Annotated in this window: 21 protein-coding genes; 9 read left to right on the top strand and 12 right to left on the bottom strand. The window is 70.6% G+C overall.

The window, feature by feature from the left end; all coding sequences use genetic code 11:
• The first annotated feature begins 8 nt into the window (after nt 1–8).
• Nucleotides 9–527: a sec-independent translocase gene (locus ACTWQF_RS02600; protein ID WP_443276619.1), complete on the top strand. Its 519-nt coding sequence runs from the start codon at nt 9–11 to the stop codon at nt 525–527.
• A 223-nt stretch (nt 528–750) separates the two neighbouring features.
• Nucleotides 751–1,407, top strand: a complete 657-nt coding sequence (locus ACTWQF_RS02595) for a hypothetical protein (RefSeq protein WP_443276617.1) — start codon at nt 751–753, stop codon at nt 1,405–1,407.
• A 124-nt stretch (nt 1,408–1,531) separates the two neighbouring features.
• On the opposite strand, the gene ACTWQF_RS02590 is transcribed toward ACTWQF_RS02595, so the two are convergent.
• The 3 genes from ACTWQF_RS02590 to ACTWQF_RS02580 form a co-directional block, all read right to left on the bottom strand.
• Complete coding sequence (locus ACTWQF_RS02590) at nt 1,532–2,689, bottom strand: Mrp/NBP35 family ATP-binding protein (protein ID WP_443276615.1); 1,158 nt, start codon at nt 2,687–2,689, stop codon at nt 1,532–1,534.
• Between the two features lie 101 nt (nt 2,690–2,790).
• Nucleotides 2,791–3,306 (bottom strand): DUF1003 domain-containing protein, encoded by a 516-nt coding sequence (locus ACTWQF_RS02585; protein WP_443276613.1) that lies wholly within the window; start codon nt 3,304–3,306, stop codon nt 2,791–2,793.
• A complete protein-coding gene (locus ACTWQF_RS02580) occupies nt 3,299–4,636 on the bottom strand; it encodes a magnesium transporter MgtE N-terminal domain-containing protein (RefSeq protein WP_443276611.1) in 1,338 nt (445 codons plus the stop codon). Before ACTWQF_RS02580 ends, ACTWQF_RS02585 begins: the two co-directional genes overlap by 8 nt.
• Nucleotides 4,637–4,860: 224 nt before the next feature.
• Here ACTWQF_RS02580 and ACTWQF_RS02575 point away from each other — a divergent pair, with 224 nt between their 5' ends.
• A complete protein-coding gene (locus ACTWQF_RS02575; protein ID WP_443276609.1) occupies nt 4,861–5,631 on the top strand; it encodes a hypothetical protein in 771 nt (256 codons plus the stop codon).
• An 11-nt stretch (nt 5,632–5,642) separates the two neighbouring features.
• Here the strand turns inward: ACTWQF_RS02575 and ACTWQF_RS02570 are convergent, their stop codons facing one another.
• On the bottom strand, nt 5,643–6,200 hold the full coding sequence (locus tag ACTWQF_RS02570) for a hypothetical protein (protein WP_443276607.1): 558 nt from the start codon (nt 6,198–6,200) through the stop codon (nt 5,643–5,645).
• Nucleotides 6,201–6,209: 9 nt separating this feature from the next.
• The gene (locus ACTWQF_RS02565) at nt 6,210–7,340 is read right to left on the bottom strand and encodes a magnesium and cobalt transport protein CorA (RefSeq protein ID WP_443276605.1); all 1,131 of its coding nucleotides are present in this window, start codon (nt 7,338–7,340) and stop codon (nt 6,210–6,212) included.
• A gap of 539 nt (nt 7,341–7,879) precedes the next feature.
• On the opposite strand from ACTWQF_RS02565, the gene ACTWQF_RS02560 reads away from it, so the two are divergent.
• Nucleotides 7,880–8,473: a suppressor of fused domain protein gene (locus ACTWQF_RS02560; protein ID WP_443276604.1), complete on the top strand. Its 594-nt coding sequence runs from the start codon at nt 7,880–7,882 to the stop codon at nt 8,471–8,473.
• Nucleotides 8,474–8,501: 28 nt separating this feature from the next.
• Here the strand turns inward: ACTWQF_RS02560 and ACTWQF_RS02555 are convergent, their stop codons facing one another.
• Nucleotides 8,502–9,713, bottom strand: a complete 1,212-nt coding sequence (locus tag ACTWQF_RS02555; RefSeq protein WP_443276603.1) for an MFS transporter — start codon at nt 9,711–9,713, stop codon at nt 8,502–8,504.
• Between the two features lie 208 nt (nt 9,714–9,921).
• Here ACTWQF_RS02555 and ACTWQF_RS02550 point away from each other — a divergent pair, with 208 nt between their 5' ends.
• The 3 genes from ACTWQF_RS02550 (at nt 9,922) to ACTWQF_RS02540 (ending at nt 12,339) form a co-directional block, all read left to right on the top strand.
• Nucleotides 9,922–10,560, top strand: a complete 639-nt coding sequence (locus ACTWQF_RS02550; RefSeq protein WP_443276602.1) for a DUF6758 family protein — start codon at nt 9,922–9,924, stop codon at nt 10,558–10,560.
• 128 nt (nt 10,561–10,688) lie between these two features.
• Nucleotides 10,689–11,534, top strand: a complete 846-nt coding sequence (locus tag ACTWQF_RS02545) for a PHP domain-containing protein (RefSeq protein ID WP_443276601.1) — start codon at nt 10,689–10,691, stop codon at nt 11,532–11,534.
• A 196-nt stretch (nt 11,535–11,730) separates the two neighbouring features.
• Nucleotides 11,731–12,339, top strand: coding sequence for a MarC family protein (locus tag ACTWQF_RS02540; protein WP_443276599.1), 609 nt, complete (start codon nt 11,731–11,733; stop codon nt 12,337–12,339).
• Here the strand turns inward: ACTWQF_RS02540 and ACTWQF_RS02535 are convergent.
• Both ACTWQF_RS02535 and ACTWQF_RS02530 read right to left on the bottom strand, forming a co-directional pair.
• Nucleotides 12,320–13,222 (bottom strand): alpha/beta fold hydrolase, encoded by a 903-nt coding sequence (locus ACTWQF_RS02535; protein ID WP_443276598.1) that lies wholly within the window; start codon nt 13,220–13,222, stop codon nt 12,320–12,322. The genes ACTWQF_RS02540 and ACTWQF_RS02535 overlap by 20 nt on opposite strands.
• A gap of 165 nt (nt 13,223–13,387) precedes the next feature.
• Nucleotides 13,388–15,001, bottom strand: a complete 1,614-nt coding sequence (locus ACTWQF_RS02530; RefSeq protein WP_443276596.1) for a DEAD/DEAH box helicase — start codon at nt 14,999–15,001, stop codon at nt 13,388–13,390.
• 531 nt (nt 15,002–15,532) lie between these two features.
• On the opposite strand from ACTWQF_RS02530, the gene ACTWQF_RS02525 reads away from it, so the two are divergent.
• A complete protein-coding gene (locus tag ACTWQF_RS02525) occupies nt 15,533–16,300 on the top strand; it encodes a ferritin-like fold-containing protein (protein ID WP_443276594.1) in 768 nt (255 codons plus the stop codon).
• Here ACTWQF_RS02525 and ACTWQF_RS02520 read toward each other — a convergent pair.
• The 4 genes from ACTWQF_RS02520 to ACTWQF_RS02505 form a co-directional block, all read right to left on the bottom strand.
• Nucleotides 16,297–16,662: a hypothetical protein gene (locus tag ACTWQF_RS02520; protein ID WP_443276592.1), complete on the bottom strand. Its 366-nt coding sequence runs from the start codon at nt 16,660–16,662 to the stop codon at nt 16,297–16,299. The genes ACTWQF_RS02525 and ACTWQF_RS02520 overlap by 4 nt on opposite strands.
• 253 nt (nt 16,663–16,915) lie before the next feature.
• On the bottom strand, nt 16,916–17,143 hold the full coding sequence (locus tag ACTWQF_RS02515; RefSeq protein ID WP_443277544.1) for a DUF3107 domain-containing protein: 228 nt from the start codon (nt 17,141–17,143) through the stop codon (nt 16,916–16,918).
• Between the two features lie 166 nt (nt 17,144–17,309).
• Nucleotides 17,310–17,933 carry a TetR/AcrR family transcriptional regulator gene (locus ACTWQF_RS02510; RefSeq protein ID WP_443243858.1) on the bottom strand — a complete coding sequence of 208 codons (624 nt, stop codon included), beginning with the start codon at nt 17,931–17,933 and terminating at the stop codon, nt 17,310–17,312.
• A 228-nt stretch (nt 17,934–18,161) separates the two neighbouring features.
• Entirely contained in the window at nt 18,162–18,413 is a 252-nt protein-coding gene (locus ACTWQF_RS02505; RefSeq protein ID WP_443276590.1) for a hypothetical protein, read from the bottom strand.
• 232 nt (nt 18,414–18,645) lie between these two features.
• On the opposite strand from ACTWQF_RS02505, the gene ACTWQF_RS02500 reads away from it, so the two are divergent.
• Nucleotides 18,646–19,698 carry an alpha/beta fold hydrolase gene (locus ACTWQF_RS02500; protein WP_443276589.1) on the top strand — a complete coding sequence of 351 codons (1,053 nt, stop codon included), beginning with the start codon at nt 18,646–18,648 and terminating at the stop codon, nt 19,696–19,698.
• Nucleotides 19,699–19,814: the final 116 nt, after the last annotated feature.

The raw sequence follows: 19,814 nt of genomic DNA, 5'->3' as shown, positions 1-19,814 counted from the left end.
GCTGCGCGGTGTTCTTCGATATAGGACCACTGGAGCTGGTCGCGCTCATCGTGCTCGCCGTGCTGGTGTTCGGCCCCGAGAAGCTCCCCAAGGTGATCCAGGACGTCTCCTCTTTCATCCGCAAGGTGCGCCAGTTCTCCGACAGCGCGAAGGAGGACATCAGAAGCGAGCTGGGACCGGAGTTCAAGGACTTCGAGTTCGAGGACCTGAACCCGAAGACGTTCGCGCGCAAGCATCTGCTGGACAACGACGACCTGGGCATCAAGGAGATCAGCAACAGCTTCGACCTGCGCAAGGATCTGGCCGAAGTCACCGACGCGGTCAACGGCACCGACAGCGGCAGCAACGGCGCCGACCGGAACGGCGGCTCGGGCAAGGTCGACACGGCCAAGAAGAGCGTGCAGGGCGCGGGTCAGCAGGCCCCTGACCTCACCAAGCACACCTCCGACGGGGTGAACGGCCGACCGGTGCAAGGGGACGTGCTGCGCAAGAGTGACCCGCCGCCGTTCGACGCGGACGCGACCTGACCCTCACCTGAAGCCTCATCAGGCCACGATCGCGTCACCTCGGCGTTCGCACCACTTGGGACATCTACGGCGTTTGCCGTCCATCTCGCCACCCGTACCGCGTCCTGATCCACCGGGCATGACCGACACGGCGGACCGGTGTGGCTATCCTCCCAGTGTCGGGGGTCGCCGTCCGAGGAGCTCGGCTGCCCAGGCAACAGGGCAATGAGGAGGCGTCGCACAGATGGAGACGACGAGTCGGCTAGCCGGTGAATCCGGGCCCGCCGCGCCGGGGGTACCAAACGCGCGGCGGGCGGTGGACGACTATCTGATGGCTGCCTTTCCGTGGTACGGCCTGGACGCGGCCTTCACCGGGCCACGCTGGCTGATGCAGGTCGGTACGGCGGCTGACGGCACCGTCGAGCACGGCTCGACCGGCCATGGCGAGGAGCCCTCCCTCCGCGCCGAGACGACCCCTGAGGACCAGAGCTTCGCCGTCGTCGTGACCCTCGCCAGCCGCCCGGTGCGGCGCAGCGCCGACGGCACCGGGACGCTGGAGGCCACCTCCGTGTCCACCGCCGCCTGGCTGGCGGGCTCGGGGCTGCTCTCGTGCAGCTTCCCGATGGAGATGGACCGCAGCCTGCGCCAGGACTGGCTCGACCAGCAGACCGGCGTCGCCTGGGAGCTCGCGGACGATCTGGACGGCTCCGGCTGGAGCACGCTCTCGCTGCCGGTGGACGGCGTCCCCACCGACTTCCACTACCGGGAGTCCGAGTACGGCTGGGTACTCGCCGGCTCGGCCCAGGAGGGCGTCCACCTGGGGGCCTACGGGCGCGGGATGAGCGCGTACGGCCTGGGCTTCGCCGTGGTGAAGGACATCACCGCGTACGAACGGGGCTGAGCACTCCGCCCCGGTCTCACGGACAAGCGCGCGGCCCTCGTACGGAAGACTCCGTACGGGGGCCGCGCGCTGTGCGGGACGCCGGTGAGGCCGAGTGGCCGGGCCGCGTTGTCCGGCCGGGTCGTCAGAACTTGTTGCTCGGGGTGAGGCCCAGTGACATGCCCGACAGGCCGCGCTGGCGGGAGCTGAGCTTGTCGGCGACGGTGCGCAGCGCCTTGCCGGCGGGGGAGTCCGGGTCGCTGAGGACCACGGGCTTGCCCTCGTCGCCGCCCTCGCGCAGCCGGATGTCGATCGGGATGCCGCCCAGCACCGGCACCTCCGCGCCGGTGGTGCGGGTCAGGCCCTCGGCGACCTGCTTGCCGCCGCCGTTGCCGAAGACGTCGACCATCTCGTCGCAGTGCGGGCACGGCATGCCGGACATGTTCTCGATCACGCCGACGATCTTCTGGTGGGTCTGCACCGCGATGGAGCCCGCGCGCTCGGCGACCTCGGCCGCCGCCTGCTGCGGGGTCGTCACCACCAGGATCTCCGCGTTCGGGACCAGCTGGGCGACCGAGATGGCGATGTCCCCGGTGCCGGGCGGCAGATCCAGCAGCAGCACGTCCAGATCGCCCCAGTAGACGTCGGCGAGGAACTGCTGGAGCGCACGGTGCAGCATGGGCCCGCGCCAGACCACGGGGGCGTTGCCCGGCGTGAACATGCCGATCGAGATGACCTTCACGCCGTGTGCGGAGGGCGGCATGATCATGTCCTCGACCTGGGTGGGCCGGCCGTCCGTGCCCAGCATCCGCGGGACGGAGTGGCCGTAGATGTCGGCGTCCACAACGCCGACCTTCAAGCCGTCGGCGGCCAGCGCCGCGGCCAGGTTCACGGTCACCGAGGACTTGCCGACGCCGCCCTTGCCGGAGGCCACGCAGTAGACGCGGGTCAGTGAGCCCGGCTGGGCGAAGGGGATCTCACGCTCGGCCTTGCCGCCGCGCAGGGACGCGGCCAGCTCCCGGCGCTGCTCGTCGCTCATCACGTCCAGCTCGACGCCGACCGAGGTGACACCGGGCACACGCTGCACGGCCTCGGTCACGTTCGCGGTGATGGTCTCGCGCAGCGGACAGCCGGAGACCGTCAGATAGACCCCGACGTCGACCGCACCGTCGGGCGCGATCTCGATGGATTTGACCATCCCCAGGTCGGTGATCGGCCGGTGGATCTCCGGGTCGTTCACCGTCGCGAGTGCCGCACGCACCGCATCTTCGGTGGGGGTGGTTTCCTGGGTCTCGGTAGCCATGACTGAATGGTACGGCCGCGCGAAGCGCGACGGATAAGGGGCGGGGGTCGGGTGACGGGTGGGCGGTAAGGGCGTAAACGGTGGCTTAGCTAAGCGGCCGGTCAGCGGTCTTGGTCACCCTCCCGGGTGGCGGCCGGTTCCCGTTCGCCCTGCTCCAGCTCCTTGAGCAGTTCGGCCAGCTCCGAGCGGATCCAGTCGCGGGTGGCGACCTCGCCCAGCCCCATCCGCAGCGCGGCGATCTCGCGGCTGAGGAACTCGGTGTCGGCGATGCTGCGCTCGTTCTGCTTGCGGTCCTGCTCCAGATTGACCCGGTCCCGGTCGGCCTGACGGTTCTGCGCCAGCAGGATGAGCGGAGCCGCGTAGGACGCCTGGAGGGAGAGGGCCAGGGTCAGGAAGATGAACGGGTACTCGTCGAACTTCCAGCCGGCCGGAGCGACGATGTTCCAGCCCATCCAGACGATGATCACGATCGTCATCCACAGCAGGAAGCGGCCCGTGCCCAAAAAGCGCGCGATCCGCTCCGAGGCCCGCCCGAACGTGTCCGGGTCGTAGGTCGGCAGCAGCGTACGCCGGGGCGTACGCGGTAGATCCAGCCGCGGTCCCTCCCGCTCAGCCATCGCCGCTCCCTCGTGCCTGCTGCTCCGTGTGCTCCTCGCGTTCCTCGTGCCGGCCGGGCGCGAAGCCGGGCAGCCCGCCCACGGCCGCGGCCTCCCGCCAGTCCTCCGGCAGCAGGTCGTCCAGCACGTCGTCGACCGTGACGGCGCCCAGCAGATGGCCGCCCTCGTCCACCACGGGCGCCGAGACGATGTTGTAGGCCGCCAGATAGCTCGTCAGCGCGGGCACCGAGGCCGTGGGCGGCAGCGGTCGCAGATCGGCGTCCACAAGGGCACCCACGAGCGCGAACGGCGGTTCCCTCAGCAGCCGTTGGAAGTGCACGATGCCCAGGTACTTGCCGGTCGGCGTCTCGTCCGGCGGGCGGCATACGTAGACCTGGGCGGCCAGCGGCGCGGACAGGTCCTCGTTGCGCACCCGGGCCAGCGCCTCCGCGACGCTGGCGTCCGGGCGCAGCACGATCGGCTCGGTCGTCATCAGGCTGCCCGCCGTGCCCTCCTCGTAACTGAGCAGCCGCCGCACCGGTGCTGCCTCCTGGGGCTGCATCAGGTCCAGCAGGCGCTCCTTGTCGGCCTCCGGCAGTTCGCCGAGCAGGTCGGCAGCGTCGTCGGGGTCCATGGCCTCCAGGACGAGTGCGGCGCGCTCGTCGGCGAGCTTGCCGATGATCTCCACCTGGTCGTCGTCCGGCAGCTCTTCCAGCACGTCGGCGAGCCGGTCGTCGTGCAGCGCGGCGGCCACCTCGGCCCGGCGCTTCGCGGAGAGATGGTGCAGCACGTTGGCCAGGTCCGCGGGGCGCAGCTGTTCGAAGGTGGCCAGCAGATTGGCGGTGCCCTGCTCGGGCTCCTCCAGATCGAAGCCGCTCACCGCGTCCCACTCCACGGTGAGTGTCTCGCCGCGCCTGCCGCGCAGCCCGCCGCCCTTGCGCCCCTTGCGGACGAACAGCCGGTCGATCTCCCAGTCGCGGCGGGCGGGCAGCCGCTGCAGGCCGACGTCGAGTACGGTCACCTCTTCGCCGGTCTCCTTGAGGGTCACCTGGCGGTCCAGCAGCTCACCGAGGACCAGCCGTTCGTTGGGGCGCCGCTCGAAGCGCCGGATGTTGAGCACCCCCGTGGTGATGACCTGGCCGGACTCCACGCCCGTCACCCGGGTCATGGGCAGGAAGACCCGGCGTCTGCTGACGACCTCCACCACCAGCCCGAGGACGCTGGGCAGCCGCCGCCGGACACTCAGCAGGGCGACCACGTCGCGGACCCTGCCGAGCTGGTCGCCGTTGGGGTCGAAGACGGGGACACCGGCCAGGTGGGAGACGAAGACCCGGGGAGCGCTCGCTGCCATGAGCTGCCTGCCCTCCTCGGCCGCGCCGACCGTTCGCTGCCACGTCGGGATCCGTCGGGATCCTTCACGGCTTACATCACTCTTGCCCGTATATGCCGGTTTCAGGCTAGCGTGACCGACGCCACAGCCGTCGCAGCCGGTGCTCCGGACGGCGGCCTTCCGGGGAGCCGCGTCCGTCCGGGTAAGGTGCCCTCTGCCGTCGCCGACCACAGGAGGAACGCCTCGTGACTGGACGCGCCCGCGCACCCCGGAGTGCAGCGCTGCTCGCTCTCTTCTGCGTCGGAGCGAGTACGGCACTGAGCGGGTGCGGAGGAGGGGGCGAGGACCCGGACGAGGGCACCAACGGGGTCGGCAAGCTCTCCGCGACGAAGATCGAACGGAAGGCGAAAACGGCGGCCGAGCGGGCCAAGGCCGTACGAGTCTCCGGCAACGTCGTCAGCAAGGGGCAGACCTACCGCCTCAAGATGCGGCTGACCAGCAACGGCGGCGTCGGCGAGGTCTCCGCCGAGGGCGGCTCCACCTTCCAGCTGCTGCGCACGGGCCGGGACCTCTTCCTCAAGGCCGGCACCGGCTTCTGGGCCCGGCAGGAAGGCGGCAAGAAGCCCGGCAAGAGCGACATCGCCGCGGCGGGCAAGCTCAAGGGCAAGTACGTCAAAGTCCCCGAACGCGACCCGGCATACAAGCAGTTGACCGTCTTCACCGAGATGAGCACCCTCCTGGACGGGCTGCTGACCATGGAGGGCAAGCGCGAGACGGGGGAGCGCTCGACAGTGGCCGGCACCAGAACGATCCGGGTCACGGCCGGCAAGGGCCGCGGCGGCACCGTGGACGTCTCGCTGGAGGGAACCCCGTATCCGCTGCGGCTGCGTCGCGCCGGGGGCGCGGGGACGGTGCAGCTGAGCGACTGGAACGACGGCTTCGCGCTACACGCGCCCAAGAAGGCAGACACCGTCGACTACGGCAAGAAGATCTCACCCGAGCAGCACGGCGGCTGACCGGACCAGGGTCAGCTGCGGGCGCGGTTCTTCCGGCGGCGGAACAGCAGCCGCGGCAGCCCCGCGGGCTGGGACCGACGGGTGGTGACGGGGGTCGCCGGTGGCGGCGCGGCCTGGGAGCCGTGCGGCATCGCACCGGGCCGTTCCACAGCTTCGCCCTCGGGCTCCAGCCGCAGAACACGGCTCTCGCGGGCCCAGCGCTCGGTCATGGTGTCGGCGTCCGGCGCGTTGAGCCGCTTGCCCTTGAGCTCGCCGACGGCCGCCTCCCACTCCTCGCCGTGCGGGGGGAGTTCCCGGACCCGTGCCGGCCAGACGACGAGCCGGGCGCCCTTGTCCTTGCCGCGCACGCTGACGGTGGCACTGCTGCCGTCCGTCAGGCCCAGACCGGCGAGCGGCTGTTCGAGCGAGCCGTCGCCGACCAGGCACACCGCTCCCTCGTGCCATACGTGCCAGAGGCCGCGCGCCGGGCCCTGGGGACCGCGCACCCAGACGAGTCCGGACTTCTTGGCCGTCTCCTCGATCAGCGCGCGATCCAGATGGTTGTCGGTCGGCTGCGGCGTCACGCTCATAGCCGCAGGCTACAGCCAGCCGTTGCGCTTGAAGCCCCGGTGGATGCCGTAACAGATGGAGACGATCAGCAGCAGCACCATCGGGTAGCCGTACTTCCAGCGCAGCTCCGGCATGTAGTCGAAGTTCATGCCGTAGATCCCGGCGATCATCGTCGGCACCGCGAAGATGGCGGCCCAGGCGGTGATCTTGCGCATGTCCTCGTTCTGCGCGACCGTCGCCTGGGCGAGGTTCGCCTGGAGGATCGAGTTGAGCAGGTCGTCGAAGCCCAGCACCTGCTCGTTGACGCGGGTCAGGTGGTCGGCCACGTCGCGGAAGTACTTCTGGATGTCCGGGTCGATCAGCCGTACCGGCCGCTCGCTCAGCGTCTGCAGCGGCCGCATCAGCGGGGAGACGGCGCGCTTGAACTCCAGCACCTCGCGCTTGAGCTGGTAGATCCGGCTGGCGTCACCGCCACGCTTGCCGCTGCCCGAGCGGTCGGAGAAGACCTCGATCTCGACCTCGTCGATGTCGTCCTGCACGGCGTCGGCCACCGCCATATAGCCGTCCACGGTCTGGTCGGCGATGGCGTGCAGCACGGCAGAAGAGCCCTTGCTCAGCAGCTCGGGGTCGTCCTCCAGCCGGTGCCGCAGCGCCCGCAGGGAGCCCTGGCCGCCGTGCCGGACGGTGATGATGTAGTCCCGGCCGGTGAAGCACATCACCTCGCCGGTCTCCACCACCTCGCTGGTGGCGGTCAGTTCGGCGTGCTCGACGTAGTGGATCGTCTTGAAGACGGTGAACAGGCTCTCGTCGTACCGCTCCAGCTTCGGGCGCTGGTGCGCGTGCACCGCGTCCTCGACGGCCAGCGGGTGCAGACCGTACTCCTGTGCGATGTCGGAGAACTCCTCCTCGGTCGGCTCGTGCAGACCGATCCAGACGAACCCGTTCCGGCTCTGGCCCTCCGGCGAGCGCACCTTGCGCAGCGCCTGGGCCGGGGTGAGGTGTTCGGGTGCCCGGCGGCCGTCCAGATACACGCCGCAGTCCACGACGGCGCTGCTCGTGCCCGCCGCGCTGACGCGCTCGTATCCGGCGCCGTATCCCGAACGGCTGTCCCTGCGCAGGGCCGGGCGCACTGCGGCGCGCAGCTCTCGGATCATCGACATGAGGCCCCTCCAACGGTGCCGTGCCATGCCGCCGTGACATCGGCCGAGGCGTCGTGCTGCCCGGAACGGGGGCCTACGGGCCACCACCCGGAGGTCCGCAAAGCGGGCACCACACGCAAGCTGTGCCGACGGCGGTTGCTGACAGACGGAACAATGCGAAACTGCGAAACGCGGACGCTCTTCCGCCGTGCGCACCCCGGTGGGAACCGGTTCTCGGTCCTGGGGGGAGAGTGCGCCCCTGGCCGCTGGAGATCAGGTCTGAAAGAAGATCAGGGTCTGAGTGGCGCGGTCATTGCCGGCAGGAAGAGCGGCTGGTACTGCACGGTCGACTCGGATCCATGTCAGTCCCACCTCCTCCGGCCGGGCCCCTGTGGGGGACGATGTGTACACGCCTTGACCGGCAGCCAACGGTAGCACTGCAAGAACGGTCCCCGTGCCCGTCGCGCCCGATCCTGGCAGCCCTTTGCCGCCTCCTTACCTACCGAAGCCGCACCGAAGCCGCACCGAAGCGCGGTCGTACCGCGCTCTATGCTCGCCGGATGAACGACGTCCTGACTCTGGTCGACTCCCGGCTGCGCTGGGCCTTCGGCGAGCCCGACGCCCGTGCCTCGGTCACTTTTCTGGGTACGGAGCGCATCGAAGTGCTGCGGTTCCTGGACGCCGAGGCGGGCACTGTGCGATACGCCACCCTCGGTATGTCGGCCGCACCGATGACCGACCCGGCCCAGGCGCTGGCCGACCCCGAGGTGGGGCCGCGCGCCGAACTGCTGCTGACCGTACGGGCCGGAGTCGCCGACACGGACAAGGTGCTGCGACCGCTGGCCGTACTGGCGGCCTCGCCGCAGGTCGAGGGCGTCGTCGTCGCCCCGGGCGCCTCCCTGGACACCGGCGAACCGCTGTGGCCCGGAGCGCCCTTCACCTCCGTACTGGTCGCCGAACCCGGCGGCCTGGTCGAGGACTTGGCGCTCGACCGGCCCCGTGACCCGGTCCGCTTCCTGCCGCTGCTGCCCATGACGCCGACGGAGGCCGCGTGGAAGCGCGTCCATGGCGCGGAGGCGCTCCATGAACGGTGGCTCCGCCACGAGACAGACCTCCGCGATCCGCTGCGCGGGGCTGTGCCGCTGGGGGAGTGACCCCTCCCTTTCCCGCGGCGACAGACGTTCAGGCCGCAGCCTCGGCGGGGACGGGGAGCAATTCCTCGGCCTCCGTCGTCAGAGCCCTGCGCCGGGCAGCCACGATGCCGGCGCCCACCAGTGCGGCAAGGGCGGCGACCAGGAACGGGACATGGATGTTCGCCCACTCTTCGATCTTCGGCGCCAGAAAGGGCGCCGCGGCGGCGGCGAACCAGCGTACGAAGTTGTATCCGGCACTGGCGACGGGCCGGGGCGCGTCCGACACCCCGAGCGCCAGCTCGGTGTACACGGTGTTGTTGACCCCGATGAAGGCCCCGGAGACAACGGTGCACGCGACGGCCACGGCGTGGTTGCCGTACCCCAGCACCAGCAGGTCGACGGCCATGAGCACCAGCGAGGCGACCAGCACCCGCAGCGAGCCGAAGCGCTCCTGGAGACGCGGCGCGATCAGTACGGAGAAGACCGCCAGCAGCACGCCCCAGGCGAAGAAAACCGCCCCGGAGCGGTAGGGCGACATGTTGAGCACGAACGGCGTGAACGCCAGCACCGTGAAGAAGGCGTAGTTGTAGAAGAACGCCGAGACGGCCGCGGAGGCGAGCCCGCCGTGGCCGAGCACCCTGACAGGGTCGAGCAGCGAGGTCTTCCGCGCCGGCTTGGGCGGTTCCTTGAGGAACGCCGCGATGGCGAGGAAACCGATCGCCATCAGCGCGGCCGTACCGAAGAACGGGAAGCGCCAGCTGGCATCGCCGAGCACGGCTCCCAGTAGCGGCCCGCAGGCCATGCCGAGGCCCAGCGCGGACTCGTACAGCAGAATGGCCGCGCTGCTTCCTCCCGCCGCGGCGCCGACGATCACCGCGAGCGCGGTGGAGACGAAGAGGGCGTTGCCCAGGCCCCAGCCCGCGCGGAAGCCGACCAGTTCGCCGACGGAGTGCGAGGTGCCGGAGAGCCCGGCGAAGATCACCACGAGCGCCAGTCCGAGCAGCAGCGTCTTGCGGCCGCCGATCCGGCTGGAGACGAAGCCGGTGACCAGCATCGCCACGGCGGTGATCAGGAAGTACGAGGTGAACAGCAGGGAGACCTGGCTGGGGGTCGCCTCCAGGCCCTTCGCGATGGAGGGGAGGATCGGATCGACCAGGCCGATGCCCATGAAGGCGACGACGGACGCGCCTGCCGTGGCCCACACGGCCTTCGGCTGACGTAGAAGACTGCCCCCGCCTTCGTCGAACGGATCACCACTCATGCCTGCCGCTCCTTACGCTTCTGCCGAGAAATAGTTGGTGTGTACACATGATAAATTAGGCAGGCTAACTAGTGCAAGTTGCAGCTATATGATCGGCAGGTCATCGCCTCTTTCTCCGGGTTCCTTACGCACGGTGCTGCCAAGGCCCCAGGTCCGGGTGGGTGATCGTCCTTGACGGGAGGGCGGCCCGGTAGGACCGTTAGGGCCCATGAGGGGCGAACCCAGTTGCCCGAAGTGCGGTGGCCGGGTCAGGGCGCCCGGTCTCTTCGCCGACACCTGGCAGTGCGGCGTCCACGGCGCCGTGCACCCGCTCCAGCCGGTCCTCCCGCCCAGCGTCGAAGCGCTCGCCGTCGTGGTGGGGCGCACACAGGTGCCCGTATGGATGCCCTGGCCGCTGCCCGTGGGGTGGCTGTTCACCGGCGTCGCCTGCGCGGGCGACGACAGGAGCGGCGGCCGCGCCACCGCCGTCGCCTGCTCGGGCCCCGCACCGCTCGGCGGTCCCGGTGAACTGCTGCTGATCGCCGAGGAACTGGGCGTCGGCCTCGGCGCGCGCTACGCCGGTATCGAGGGCCTGGACCCCGGGCCCGACATCTGTGCGGGCAAGCCGCCGCAGACCAAGGTCCATGCCGCGGGCCACCCCACCCCGCTCTGGCATGTCAGCGGTTCGCCCGAGGACCGCGCCGTCTTCGCGGGCGAGGCGTGCGGGCTGTGGCTGTGGGCAATCGTCTGGCCCCAGGAATCCGGGCTGCTGCTCTACGACGAACTCGTGCTGACCGATCTGCGGGACGCGGGGGCCGAGGTGGAACTGGTGCCCTGCGGAGCACTCTCTCCCCGCCTGATCTCCTGACCGGCTCTGTCGCCCCCCTTCTCCTGTTTCTCCTCGTCGGAAGGGATGCCGGACGGTACGGCTATCCTGGGGAGCGCTCGCCATGAGCCCGTCACGCCCCGCCGTCCACCCGTTCGGAGTCCGTCGAAGTGCGCATCGACCTGCACACCCACTCCACCGCATCGGACGGCACCGACACCCCCGCCGAGCTGGTGCGCAACGCCGCGGCTGCCGGGCTGGACGTGGTGGCGCTCACCGACCACGACACCGTGGCGGGGCACGCCGAGGCCGCCGCCGCGCTGCCCGCCGGGCTGACCCTGGTGACCGGCGCCGAGCTCTCCTGCCGGCTGGACGGCATCAGCCTGCACATGCTCGCCTACCTCTTCGACCCCGCCGAGCCCGAACTGGCCCGCGAACGCGAGCTCGTACGGGACGACCGCGTACCGCGTGCCAAGGCGATGGTGGGCAAGCTGCGTGACCTGGGCGCGCCCGTCACCTGGGAGCAGGTCCTGCGTATCGCGGGCGACGGTTCGGTGGGTCGCCCGCACATCGCGGCGGCCATGGTGGAGCAGGGCGTCGTCGAGACCGTCTCCGACGCCTTCACCGAGGAGTGGCTCGCGAACGACGGGCGGGCCTACGTCAGCAAGCACGAACTCGACCCGTTCGACGCGCTGCGGCTGATCAAGGGCGCGGGCGGGGTTGCCGTCTTCGCGCATCCGCTGGCCGCCAAGCGTGGCCAGTGCGTCCCCGAGAGCGCGATAGCCGAGTTGGCGGAGGCCGGACTCGACGGTATCGAGGCCGACCACGCCGACCACGAACCCGAGACCCGTAAGCGACTGCACGCGCTCGCTGACGACCTCGGACTGCTGGCCACCGGCTCCAGCGACTACCACGGCAGCCGCAAGCCCATCGCGCTCGGCGACTTCACCACCGCACCCGACGTGTACGCCGAGATCGCCGCACGCGGCTCAGGCGCCACGCCGATCTCGGGCTGAGCGGCACCGGCACCCCCCAGCGCTCAGGCAGCTCTGCGGGACCGCGGGCCGATTCCGCGGGTCACCGCGGGCTCGCTCGCGTAGGCGCTGCGCGGAGGTGCGCATGCGCCCGGCCCGCGCTGCCACGCGCCCGCGTTCCCGGCTTTCTTCCCCACCCTTCCCACCTTCTCTTTCTCGGCAAGGCACAGGCACCACCGTGTTCGATTTCGCGCTCTTCGGGTCCGTCTTCCTCACCCTCTTCGTCATCATGGACCCGCCCGGCATCACCCCCATCTTTCTCGGCCTCACCTCCGGACGGCCGGTGAAGGTCCGGCGCCGGATGGCATGGCAGGCGGCAACTGTCGCGTTCGGGGTGATCGCCCTGTTCGGGATCTGCGGCAAGCAGATCCTCGACTATGTGCATGTCTCCATCCCGGCGCTGATGGTCGCGGGCGGGCTGCTGCTCCTGCTCGTCGCGCTCGATCTGCTGACCGGCAAGTCCGACGAGCCCACCCAGACGAAGGACGTCAACGTGGCGCTCGTCCCGCTGGGCATGCCGCTGCTGGCCGGGCCCGGCGCGATCGTCTCCGTCATCCTGGCCGTGCAGCGCGCGGACGGCTGGGGCGGACAGTTCTCCGTCTGGACGGCCATCGTGGCCATGCATCTGGTGCTGTGGCTGGTGATGCGCTACTCGCTGCTGATCATCCGTGTGATCAAGGACGGCGGCGTCGTCCTCGTCACCCGGCTTTCGGGAATGCTGCTCTCGGCCATCGCCGTCCAGCAGATCGCCGGCGGCATCACCCAGTTCATCCAGCGGAAAGGCTGAGCCAGAAGTCCACCAGGGCCCGCGCGGTCTGCGCGGGCCGCTCGGCGTTGGGGGAGTGGCCCGTGTCGGTGACGACCGTACGGTGGGCGCCGAGCCGTTGGGCCATCCCGTCCAGCAGCGGCACCGGCCAGGCGTCGTCCTCCGTGCCGGACACGACGTGGAACGGCAGCCCCAGCGAGGCCAGTTCACCCACCCGGTCCGGCTCGCCGAGCAACTGCGCTCCCGTCGCGGCCAGTTGCTCGGGAACATTGGCCAGCCAGCGGCGGCGCAGGAACTCCTCCGTAGCCGTGGACGCCTCCTCCACTTCCAGGGGCGAGTACGGCGCCTCACCGGCCGAGCCGACCGACTGGTCGAGCTCTTGCATGACCTCCCAGATCGCCGCCATGCTCATCGTCTCCATCGCATTCAGCAGCAGCCTGACGCGCTTCTGCTGGGAGGGTGAGACAGCCGCCGGTCCGCTGCTCATCAGCGTCAGCGAGGCGAACGGCGCGGCATCCAGCAGCACCGCTGCGCGTGCGACCAGGCCGCCCAGCGAGTGGCCGAGCAGATGCACCGTTCCTGACTGCTCCGGTTCGAGCACGGTCGCGATCGCGTGCACATCCCGGGCCAGTTCGGCCTGCGCGTACGCGGCCTCCTCGGGCGGCCCGCCCGTCTCGAACTGCCCCCGCCCGTCCACCGCCACGGCCCGGAACCCCGCCTGCGCCAGCGGCTCCAGCAGCCCGATGAAGTCCTCCTTGCTGCCAGTGAACCCAGGCAGCAGCAGCACGGTCCGCCCGGTGCGGCCCGTGCCGCCCGTGTCATGGACGGCGAACTCCCCACGCGCGGTGGCCATTCGGTACGCGCGCACTCCGGCAGGCAGCGCGAGAAACGGGGGCTTGCTCATGCCAGGACGCTACCTGCAGCCGTCCCCGGGGCACCAACGGCGCGGTCCGCGGGGCACCGAACGGCGGCGTTCCGGCCCGGCACAGCAACAGCGCACGGCCCGGCATCCCGCAGTGGGATGCCGGGCCGTGCGCTGTTGCCGGAAGGCCGGTGGTGGGCCGGTGGGTCAGCCCTCCACGGCCTGCTGGGCCGTGCCGGCCGTGCGGCTGCTCGCGCCGCTGGAGCGGGTCCTGCGGCGGCGGGGCTTGCGCGGAGCCTCCTCCGTGGCGACCGCTGCCTGGGCGGCCTCGCCGCTCTCCTTTGCGGCGGGGGCCTGGGCCCCGGCCTCGGAGGCGGCGGCTCCGGCGCGGGTGCGCCGACGGCGGCGCGGCTTGCGCGCGGCGCCGCCCTCGCCCGCCTCGGCGCCCGGGGTGCCCTCGGCGGTGGCGACGGCCGTGTCCGCCGCGGCGTCCGCGGTCGGGGCTGCGGCATCGCCGGCCTCACCGCGCAGTGCTCCACGCGTGCGTCGCCGCTGGCGCGGCTGGCGCGCCGGGCGGGTGCGCTCGGCGGACGCGGCAGGCTTGCCGGACTTGCCGTGCGACCGGCTACCGGGCTCGCCCAGGTCCTCGAGCTCCTCGGCCGCGAGCCCGGCGCGGGTGCGCTCGGCACGCGGCAGGATGCCCTTGGCCTCCTTGGGGATCTTCAGCGCCTCGTACAGGTGCGGCGAGGTGGAGTAGGTCTCCTCCGGGTCGTTGAAGTCCAGCTCCAGCGCCTTGTTGATCAGCTGCCAGCGCGGGATGTCGTCCCAGTCGACGAGCGTGACGGCGATGCCGGAGTTGCCCGCGCGGCCGGTGCGGCCGATGCGGTGCAGATAGGTCTTCTCGTCCTCGGGCGTCTGGTAGTTGATCACGTGCGTGACGTTGTCCACGTCGATGCCGCGCGCGGCGACGTCCGTGCACACCAGCACATCGACCTTGCCGTTGCGGAACGCGCGCAGCGCCTGCTCGCGCGCGCCCTGGCCCAGGTCGCCGTGGACCGCGCCGGCCGCGAAGCCGCGCCGCGACAGCTGCTCGGCGACATCGGCCGCCGTGCGCTTCGTACGGCAGAAGACCATCGCCAGACCGCGGCCCTCGGCCTGCAGCATGCGCGCGACCATCTCGGGCTTGTCCATCGAGTGGGCGCGGAAGACGTGCTGTGTGGTGTTCGCCACCGTCTGGCCCTCGTCGTCCGGCGCGGTGGCGCGGATGTGCGTGGGCTGGCTCATGTAGCGGCGGGCGAGCGAGATGACCTGGCCGGGCATGGTCGCGGAGAAGAGCATCGTCTGGCGCCGGGTCGGCAGCATCTCGATGATCTTCTCGACGTCGGGGAGAAAGCCCAGGTCGAGCATCTCGTCGGCCTCGTCCAGGACGAGCGTCCTGATCTCGGAGAGCCGCAGCTTCTTCTGGCCCGCCAGGTCCAGCAGCCGTCCGGGGGTGCCGACGACCACGTCGACGCCCTTCTTCAGAGCCTCGACCTGGGGCTCGTAGGCACGGCCGCCGTAGATCGAGAGGACTCGGACATTGCGCACCTTGCCCGCGGTGAGCAGGTCGTTCGTCACCTGCTGGCACAGCTCACGGGTGGGGACGACGACGAGCGCCTGCGGGGCCTCGGAGAGCTCCTCGGGCTTGGCGCGGCCCAGCTCGACGTCGGCGGGGACGGTGACCGACTCCAGCAGCGGCAGCCCGAACCCCAGCGTCTTGCCGGTGCCGGTCTTCGCCTGGCCGATGACGTCGGTGCCGGCGAGGGCGACGGGGAGCGTCATCTCCTGGATCGGAAAGGGGGATGTGATGCCGACGGCTTCGAGGGCCTCGGCGGTCTCGGGGAGAATCCCGAGATCTCTGAACGTTGTGGACAGGATGCTTGCCTCTTCTGTGTGACGCGCGAATGTGGCTACGGCGTCCGGCCGACCCAGCTTCTGGGCGGGCCGACGGAGCGAGGAGAGGATCTACCGCGACCAAGCGGCCGTCGTTGCGGCCCGCCAAGCGGCGCGGGACCACTGTCTCCCGCTCAAGCGCCTCACTTGCGCGAGCGGTCCCTCACAGCGCGGTCCGCGCGGGGAGCACGGACCGGCGGAAGGCTGTCGGGTCGGAGCCGATCGGGCCACCGACCGGGCATCCGCATTTCATGCATGCAGCGGGTCCACGCCATTCGGTGGACCCAATATCACTGTACCCCGGATCCGCGCATCTGTACCGGGGCAATCGTTGTGTACGAGGTCACCTGAGCCCTGATGGGGCGCATGAGGGCCGGACAGGTCCTTCCCGACCTGCGGTTGCGGGCTATCGTGCGAGGTATGGAGACGCCTGACAAGACTGCCGCATCCGACGCCGACAGCGGGGCCGCCGGATCCGAGTCCGCCCCCGCCACCCCGATCGCCACCCAGAGCTGGGAGCAGGCGTCGGCGGACCCGACCTACCGTGCCGCGGTCGTCGACCTGCTGGGTGCCCTGGCCTACGGAGAGCTGGCGGCCTTCGAGCGGCTCGCCGAGGACGCCAAGCTGGCGCCCTCCCTCGCGGACAAGGCCGAGCTGGCCTCGATGGCCTCCGCCGAGTTCCACCACTTCGAGAAGCTGCGCGAACAGCTGGTCCGGATCGACGAGGAGCCCACGGCCGCCATGGAGCCGTTCGCCGCCGCGCTGGACGAGTTCCACCGCCTCACCGCCCCCTCCGACTGGCTGGAGGGGCTGATCAAGGCGTACGTCGGGGACTCCATCGCCTCCGACTTCTACCGCGAGGTCGCAACGAGGCTCGACGCCGACACCCGCGCCCTGGTGCTGAGCGTGCTGGACGACACCGGGCACTCCAGCTTCGCCGTGGAGAAGGTCCGCGCCGCCATCGAGGCCGACCCGCGGGTGGGCGGGCGGCTGGCGCTGTGGGCGCGGCGGCTGATGGGGGAGGCGCTCTCCCAGGCCCAGCGGGTGGTGGCGGACCGGGATGCGCTCTCGACCATGCTGGTCGGCGGGGTGGCCGACGGCTTCGACCTTGCCGAGGTCGGCAAGATGTTCTCCCGGATCACCGAGGCCCATACGAAGCGGATGGCCGCCCTGGGGCTTGCTGCCTAATCCGCCTGCTGCCGGAAGCCGACGTCCTGCCGGAAGTCGGCGTTCTGGCCGTAGCCGGCGCTCGCGGCGACCGGTGCCGGGGCGGTCGGCAGTGCGTCCTGACGCCACTGCCGTCGTCCCGGCGACTCGTCCCGCAGCAGCAGCGAGAGCAGGGCCGTGCTGAAGCCCAGTGCGACGCACCAGCTCGCCAGCGGATGGCCGGAGCCGAGCACGGTGTGGCTGATGAGACCGCCGGTGAGAGCGGCGACGGGGCCCGTCGCCAGCACCAGCCGCCGGTCGGGAAGCCGCTCGGGGAAACGCCTGGCCGCGGCGAGCGCGAGCGCGAGTCCAAGGGCTGCGGAGCCGAGAGCCTCCCAGATCATGAGGACCTCCTCGGATGGGGCCGGGTGCGGGACCGCGATCCGGTGGTCCGCGGTCGTTCCCGTCCTCCCCTTGGGTACGGAGGCTGAAACGGCGGCCGCGGGAGGAATCCCGCGGCCGCCGTCTCCTGCGTACGCCTGTGCTGTCAGCTGCGTACATCTGTGCGTTTTTCGTGCGTGAGTCTCATGAAGGAGACTCACGCGCGTGCGTCTCATGACGTGCTTCTCGTGCGGGCGCCGGGGTGGCGCCGCCCGGTCAGATCGCGCCGAAGCCCACCTTGCGGCCCGTTGCCTCACCGATCTCGACGTAGGCGATGCGGTCCGAGGGGACCAGGATCTTCCGGCCGTGCTCGTCCGTGAGGCTGAGCATTCCGGAGCCCTTCTCCAGTGCCGCCGCCACCGTGCTCTCGACCTCGTCAGGAGTCTGCTTGCTCTCCATGACGATCTCGCGAGGCGCGTGCTGCACGCCGATCTTGACCTCCACGGCTATGTCCCTCCGACGGTCCTGGTATCCCGTGGCGATGCCCGGGATGCGATGCGCGGCCAGCCGCGCCGTACGGAGCAACCCTAGCTCTCAGCAGCAACGCAGAGGGGGCGCGGTCGCACGCCAGCAGCGAACAACCGCGCCCCGGTGCACCGCGGCACCGTCTCTACTGCAACGGGAACCCGGCGATGCCGCGCCAGGAGAGCGAGGAGATCAGCTTGGCGGCTGCGTCACGCGGAATCTGCTGACCCGCGCCCAGCCAGTAGCGCGCGGTGATCTGCGCCATTCCGCACAGCCCCACGGCCAGCAGCATCGACTGCTCCGAGGGCAGCTTGGTGTCCTCGGAGATGACCTCGCTGACGGCCTGTGCACAGTCCAGGCTGACCTTGTCCACGCGCTCGCGGACCGCGGGCTCGTTGGTCAGGTCGGACTCGAAGACCAGCCGGAAGGCGCCGCCCTCGTTCTCCACGAAGGCGAAGTAGGCGTCCATGGTCGCCGCCACCCGCTGCTTGTTGTCCGTGGTGGACTCCAGAGCCGCGCGCACGGCCTGGAGCAGCGCCTCGCAGTGCTGGTCCAAGAGCGCGAGGTACAGCTCGAGCTTTCCCGGAAAGTGCTGGTAGAGCACCGGCTTGCTGACTCCGGCACGGTCGGCGATGTCGTCCATTGCCGCCGCGTGGTAGCCCTGCGCGACGAAGACCTCCTGAGCCGCGCCCAGCAGTTGGTTACGCCGTGCCCGGCGGGGCAGACGCGTGCCACGCGGGCGCGCCTCGGTCTGCTCGATGGCTGTCACGCCGCCTCCCTGAATGTTCCTGAGCGCGAGCTGCGCTGCGCCGCCATCGTACTTTTCGGTAACGGGGGTGGTAGCTTCCCGGCCCGCGAATTTTCGCTCCGGTGTCCGGGTCCGTTCCCTCAGGTGTCCCGATGCGATGGCGCTTTGGCGGCACTCGTCCTGGTATCGGTACGCGCTCTGTCGTGTGTGCTCTGTCGGTACGCGTCCTCGGTATTCGCCCGGTACGCGCTATCGGTACTCGTCCTCGTTCAGCTCCACCACGCGCGCTTGTTCCGCCGCGTCGGCCGGATCCACCTCGTGGTAGCTGCGCCCGGTCAGCGGGTCGTCGCGCTGCGCCAGCAGGTCGGCCTGCTGTTCCGCCGCGTCCGCCTCGGGGGCCTCCGGGGCCCCGTTCCCTTCAGGTTCCTCCTCGTAGGAGTCATAGGCGTCGTAGGCGTCATAGGGATCGATGGTTTCCGGATCGGTCGGATCGACAGACATGCCGTTCCCCTTTCCAGGCGGGGCCCGACCACGCGGGCCCTACTTACGAGACTACGAGCGGGTCACCGGGGGCGCACGCCGCATGCCTCCCGCTTCTCCACCGCATACTCCGGATGCTTCCCGGCGGCGGCTGCGACGGGCGAAGACCCGTGCCTCCCCTGTACACCAGTGTGCTTCGTCTTGTGACGGTGAACACATGAGGGCGCATGTGATCGTCTCGTAACATTGCTCCATGTCATCGACCGAGCAGCCGGGAGTCCCCACCTCCAAGGCCCGCACTGCTGCGCCGTCGCCCTCGCTCACGCGGTCTCGCGTCGGGGAGCAGGAGACATTGCGGACGGTCTCGTTGCCCGGCCTGACGCTGGCTCTGCGGGGGCGGCGTGAGGACGGCGTGAACCGGGCCGGCGACATCCGCCCGGCCGCCCTGTACGTGCACGGGCTCGGGGGCTCTTCCCTCAACTGGTCAGCGCTGATGCGTGAGCTCGCCCCCCATGTGCGCGGTGAGGCGATCGATCTGCCCGGCTTCGGCGACTCCCCGCCGCCCGACAGCGGGGACTATTCGGTCTCCGGGCACGCCCGCGCCGTCATCCGCTATCTGGACTCCTGCGGCCACGCTCCCGTGCACCTGATGGGCAACTCCCTGGGCGGCGCGGTGACGACCCGGGTGGCCGCGTTGCGGCCCGACCTCGTCCGGACGCTGACGCTCGTCTCGCCCGCGCTGCCGGAGATCCCGCCGCAGCGCACCGCCTGGCCGACGGCGATGCTGGCGGTGCCCGGCATCGCCGCGCTGTTCACCAGACTGACCCGGGACTGGCCCCCGGAACGGCGCACGGGCGGCGTGCTCGGGCTCTGTTACGGCGACCCGGCACGGGTCTCGCCCGAGGACTTCGCGATCGCCGCCGAGGAGTACGCACGCAGGGAAAAGCTGCCGTACTTCTGGGACGCCATGGTCCGCTCGACGCGGGGCATCGTCGACGCCTACACCCTGGGTGGGCAGCACGCGCTGTGGCGGCAGGCCGAGCGGGTGTTGGCACCCACGCTTCTGGTCTACGGTGGGCGCGACCAGCTGGTCGCCTTCCGTATGGCGCGGCGTGCCTCTGCCGCTTTCCGTGACTCCCGGCTGCTTGCGCTGCCGGAGGCGGGACACGTCGCCATGATGGAGTACCCGGAGATCGTCGCGGCTGCCGTTCGCGAGCTGATCGACGACTCGGCCACGGCGATACAGCGGCTGAACAACTCGGCCGGTGCCGTCATACAGGCTCCGGCGACTCCGGAAGGTGACTAGTGGGACGCCATAGCCGCAAGGGCAAGGCAGGTACCGGGCGCAGAGAGGAACGCTCCCGGATACCCCAAGGCCCCGGTCCCGTCGCAGCTGCCCGGGCCCGCCCCGGCACCGTCCCG

This window comes from Streptomyces sp. 8N114, from assembly GCF_052245835.1.
Classification (GTDB): Bacteria; Actinomycetota; Actinomycetes; order Streptomycetales; family Streptomycetaceae; genus Streptomyces.
The sequence above is the reverse complement of the archived record's forward strand: the minus strand, read 5'-3'. Positions and strand labels throughout refer to the sequence as shown.

Bases quoted from the DNA above. Each gene is read 5' to 3' on its own strand.
- ACTWQF_RS02595 (WP_443276617.1), top strand. From the start codon at position 751: ATGGAGACGACGAGTCGGCTAGCCGGTGAATCCGGGCCCGCCGCGCCG.
- ACTWQF_RS02590 (WP_443276615.1), bottom strand. From the start codon at position 2,689: ATGGCTACCGAGACCCAGGAAACCACCCCCACCGAAGATGCGGTGCGT.
- ACTWQF_RS02585 (WP_443276613.1), bottom strand. From the start codon at position 3,306: ATGGCTGAGCGGGAGGGACCGCGGCTGGATCTACCGCGTACGCCCCGG.
- ACTWQF_RS02580 (WP_443276611.1), bottom strand. From the start codon at position 4,636: ATGGCAGCGAGCGCTCCCCGGGTCTTCGTCTCCCACCTGGCCGGTGTC.
- ACTWQF_RS02570 (WP_443276607.1), bottom strand. From the start codon at position 6,200: ATGAGCGTGACGCCGCAGCCGACCGACAACCATCTGGATCGCGCGCTG.
- ACTWQF_RS02565 (WP_443276605.1), bottom strand. From the start codon at position 7,340: ATGTCGATGATCCGAGAGCTGCGCGCCGCAGTGCGCCCGGCCCTGCGC.
- ACTWQF_RS02560 (WP_443276604.1), top strand. From the start codon at position 7,880: ATGAACGACGTCCTGACTCTGGTCGACTCCCGGCTGCGCTGGGCCTTC.
- ACTWQF_RS02555 (WP_443276603.1), bottom strand. From the start codon at position 9,713: ATGAGTGGTGATCCGTTCGACGAAGGCGGGGGCAGTCTTCTACGTCAG.
- ACTWQF_RS02550 (WP_443276602.1), top strand. From the start codon at position 9,922: ATGAGGGGCGAACCCAGTTGCCCGAAGTGCGGTGGCCGGGTCAGGGCG.
- ACTWQF_RS02535 (WP_443276598.1), bottom strand. From the start codon at position 13,222: ATGAGCAAGCCCCCGTTTCTCGCGCTGCCTGCCGGAGTGCGCGCGTAC.
- ACTWQF_RS02530 (WP_443276596.1), bottom strand. From the start codon at position 15,001: ATGACGCTCCCCGTCGCCCTCGCCGGCACCGACGTCATCGGCCAGGCG.
- ACTWQF_RS02525 (WP_443276594.1), top strand. From the start codon at position 15,533: ATGGAGACGCCTGACAAGACTGCCGCATCCGACGCCGACAGCGGGGCC.
- ACTWQF_RS02520 (WP_443276592.1), bottom strand. From the start codon at position 16,662: ATGATCTGGGAGGCTCTCGGCTCCGCAGCCCTTGGACTCGCGCTCGCG.
- ACTWQF_RS02505 (WP_443276590.1), bottom strand. From the start codon at position 18,413: ATGTCTGTCGATCCGACCGATCCGGAAACCATCGATCCCTATGACGCC.
- ACTWQF_RS02500 (WP_443276589.1), top strand. From the start codon at position 18,646: ATGTCATCGACCGAGCAGCCGGGAGTCCCCACCTCCAAGGCCCGCACT.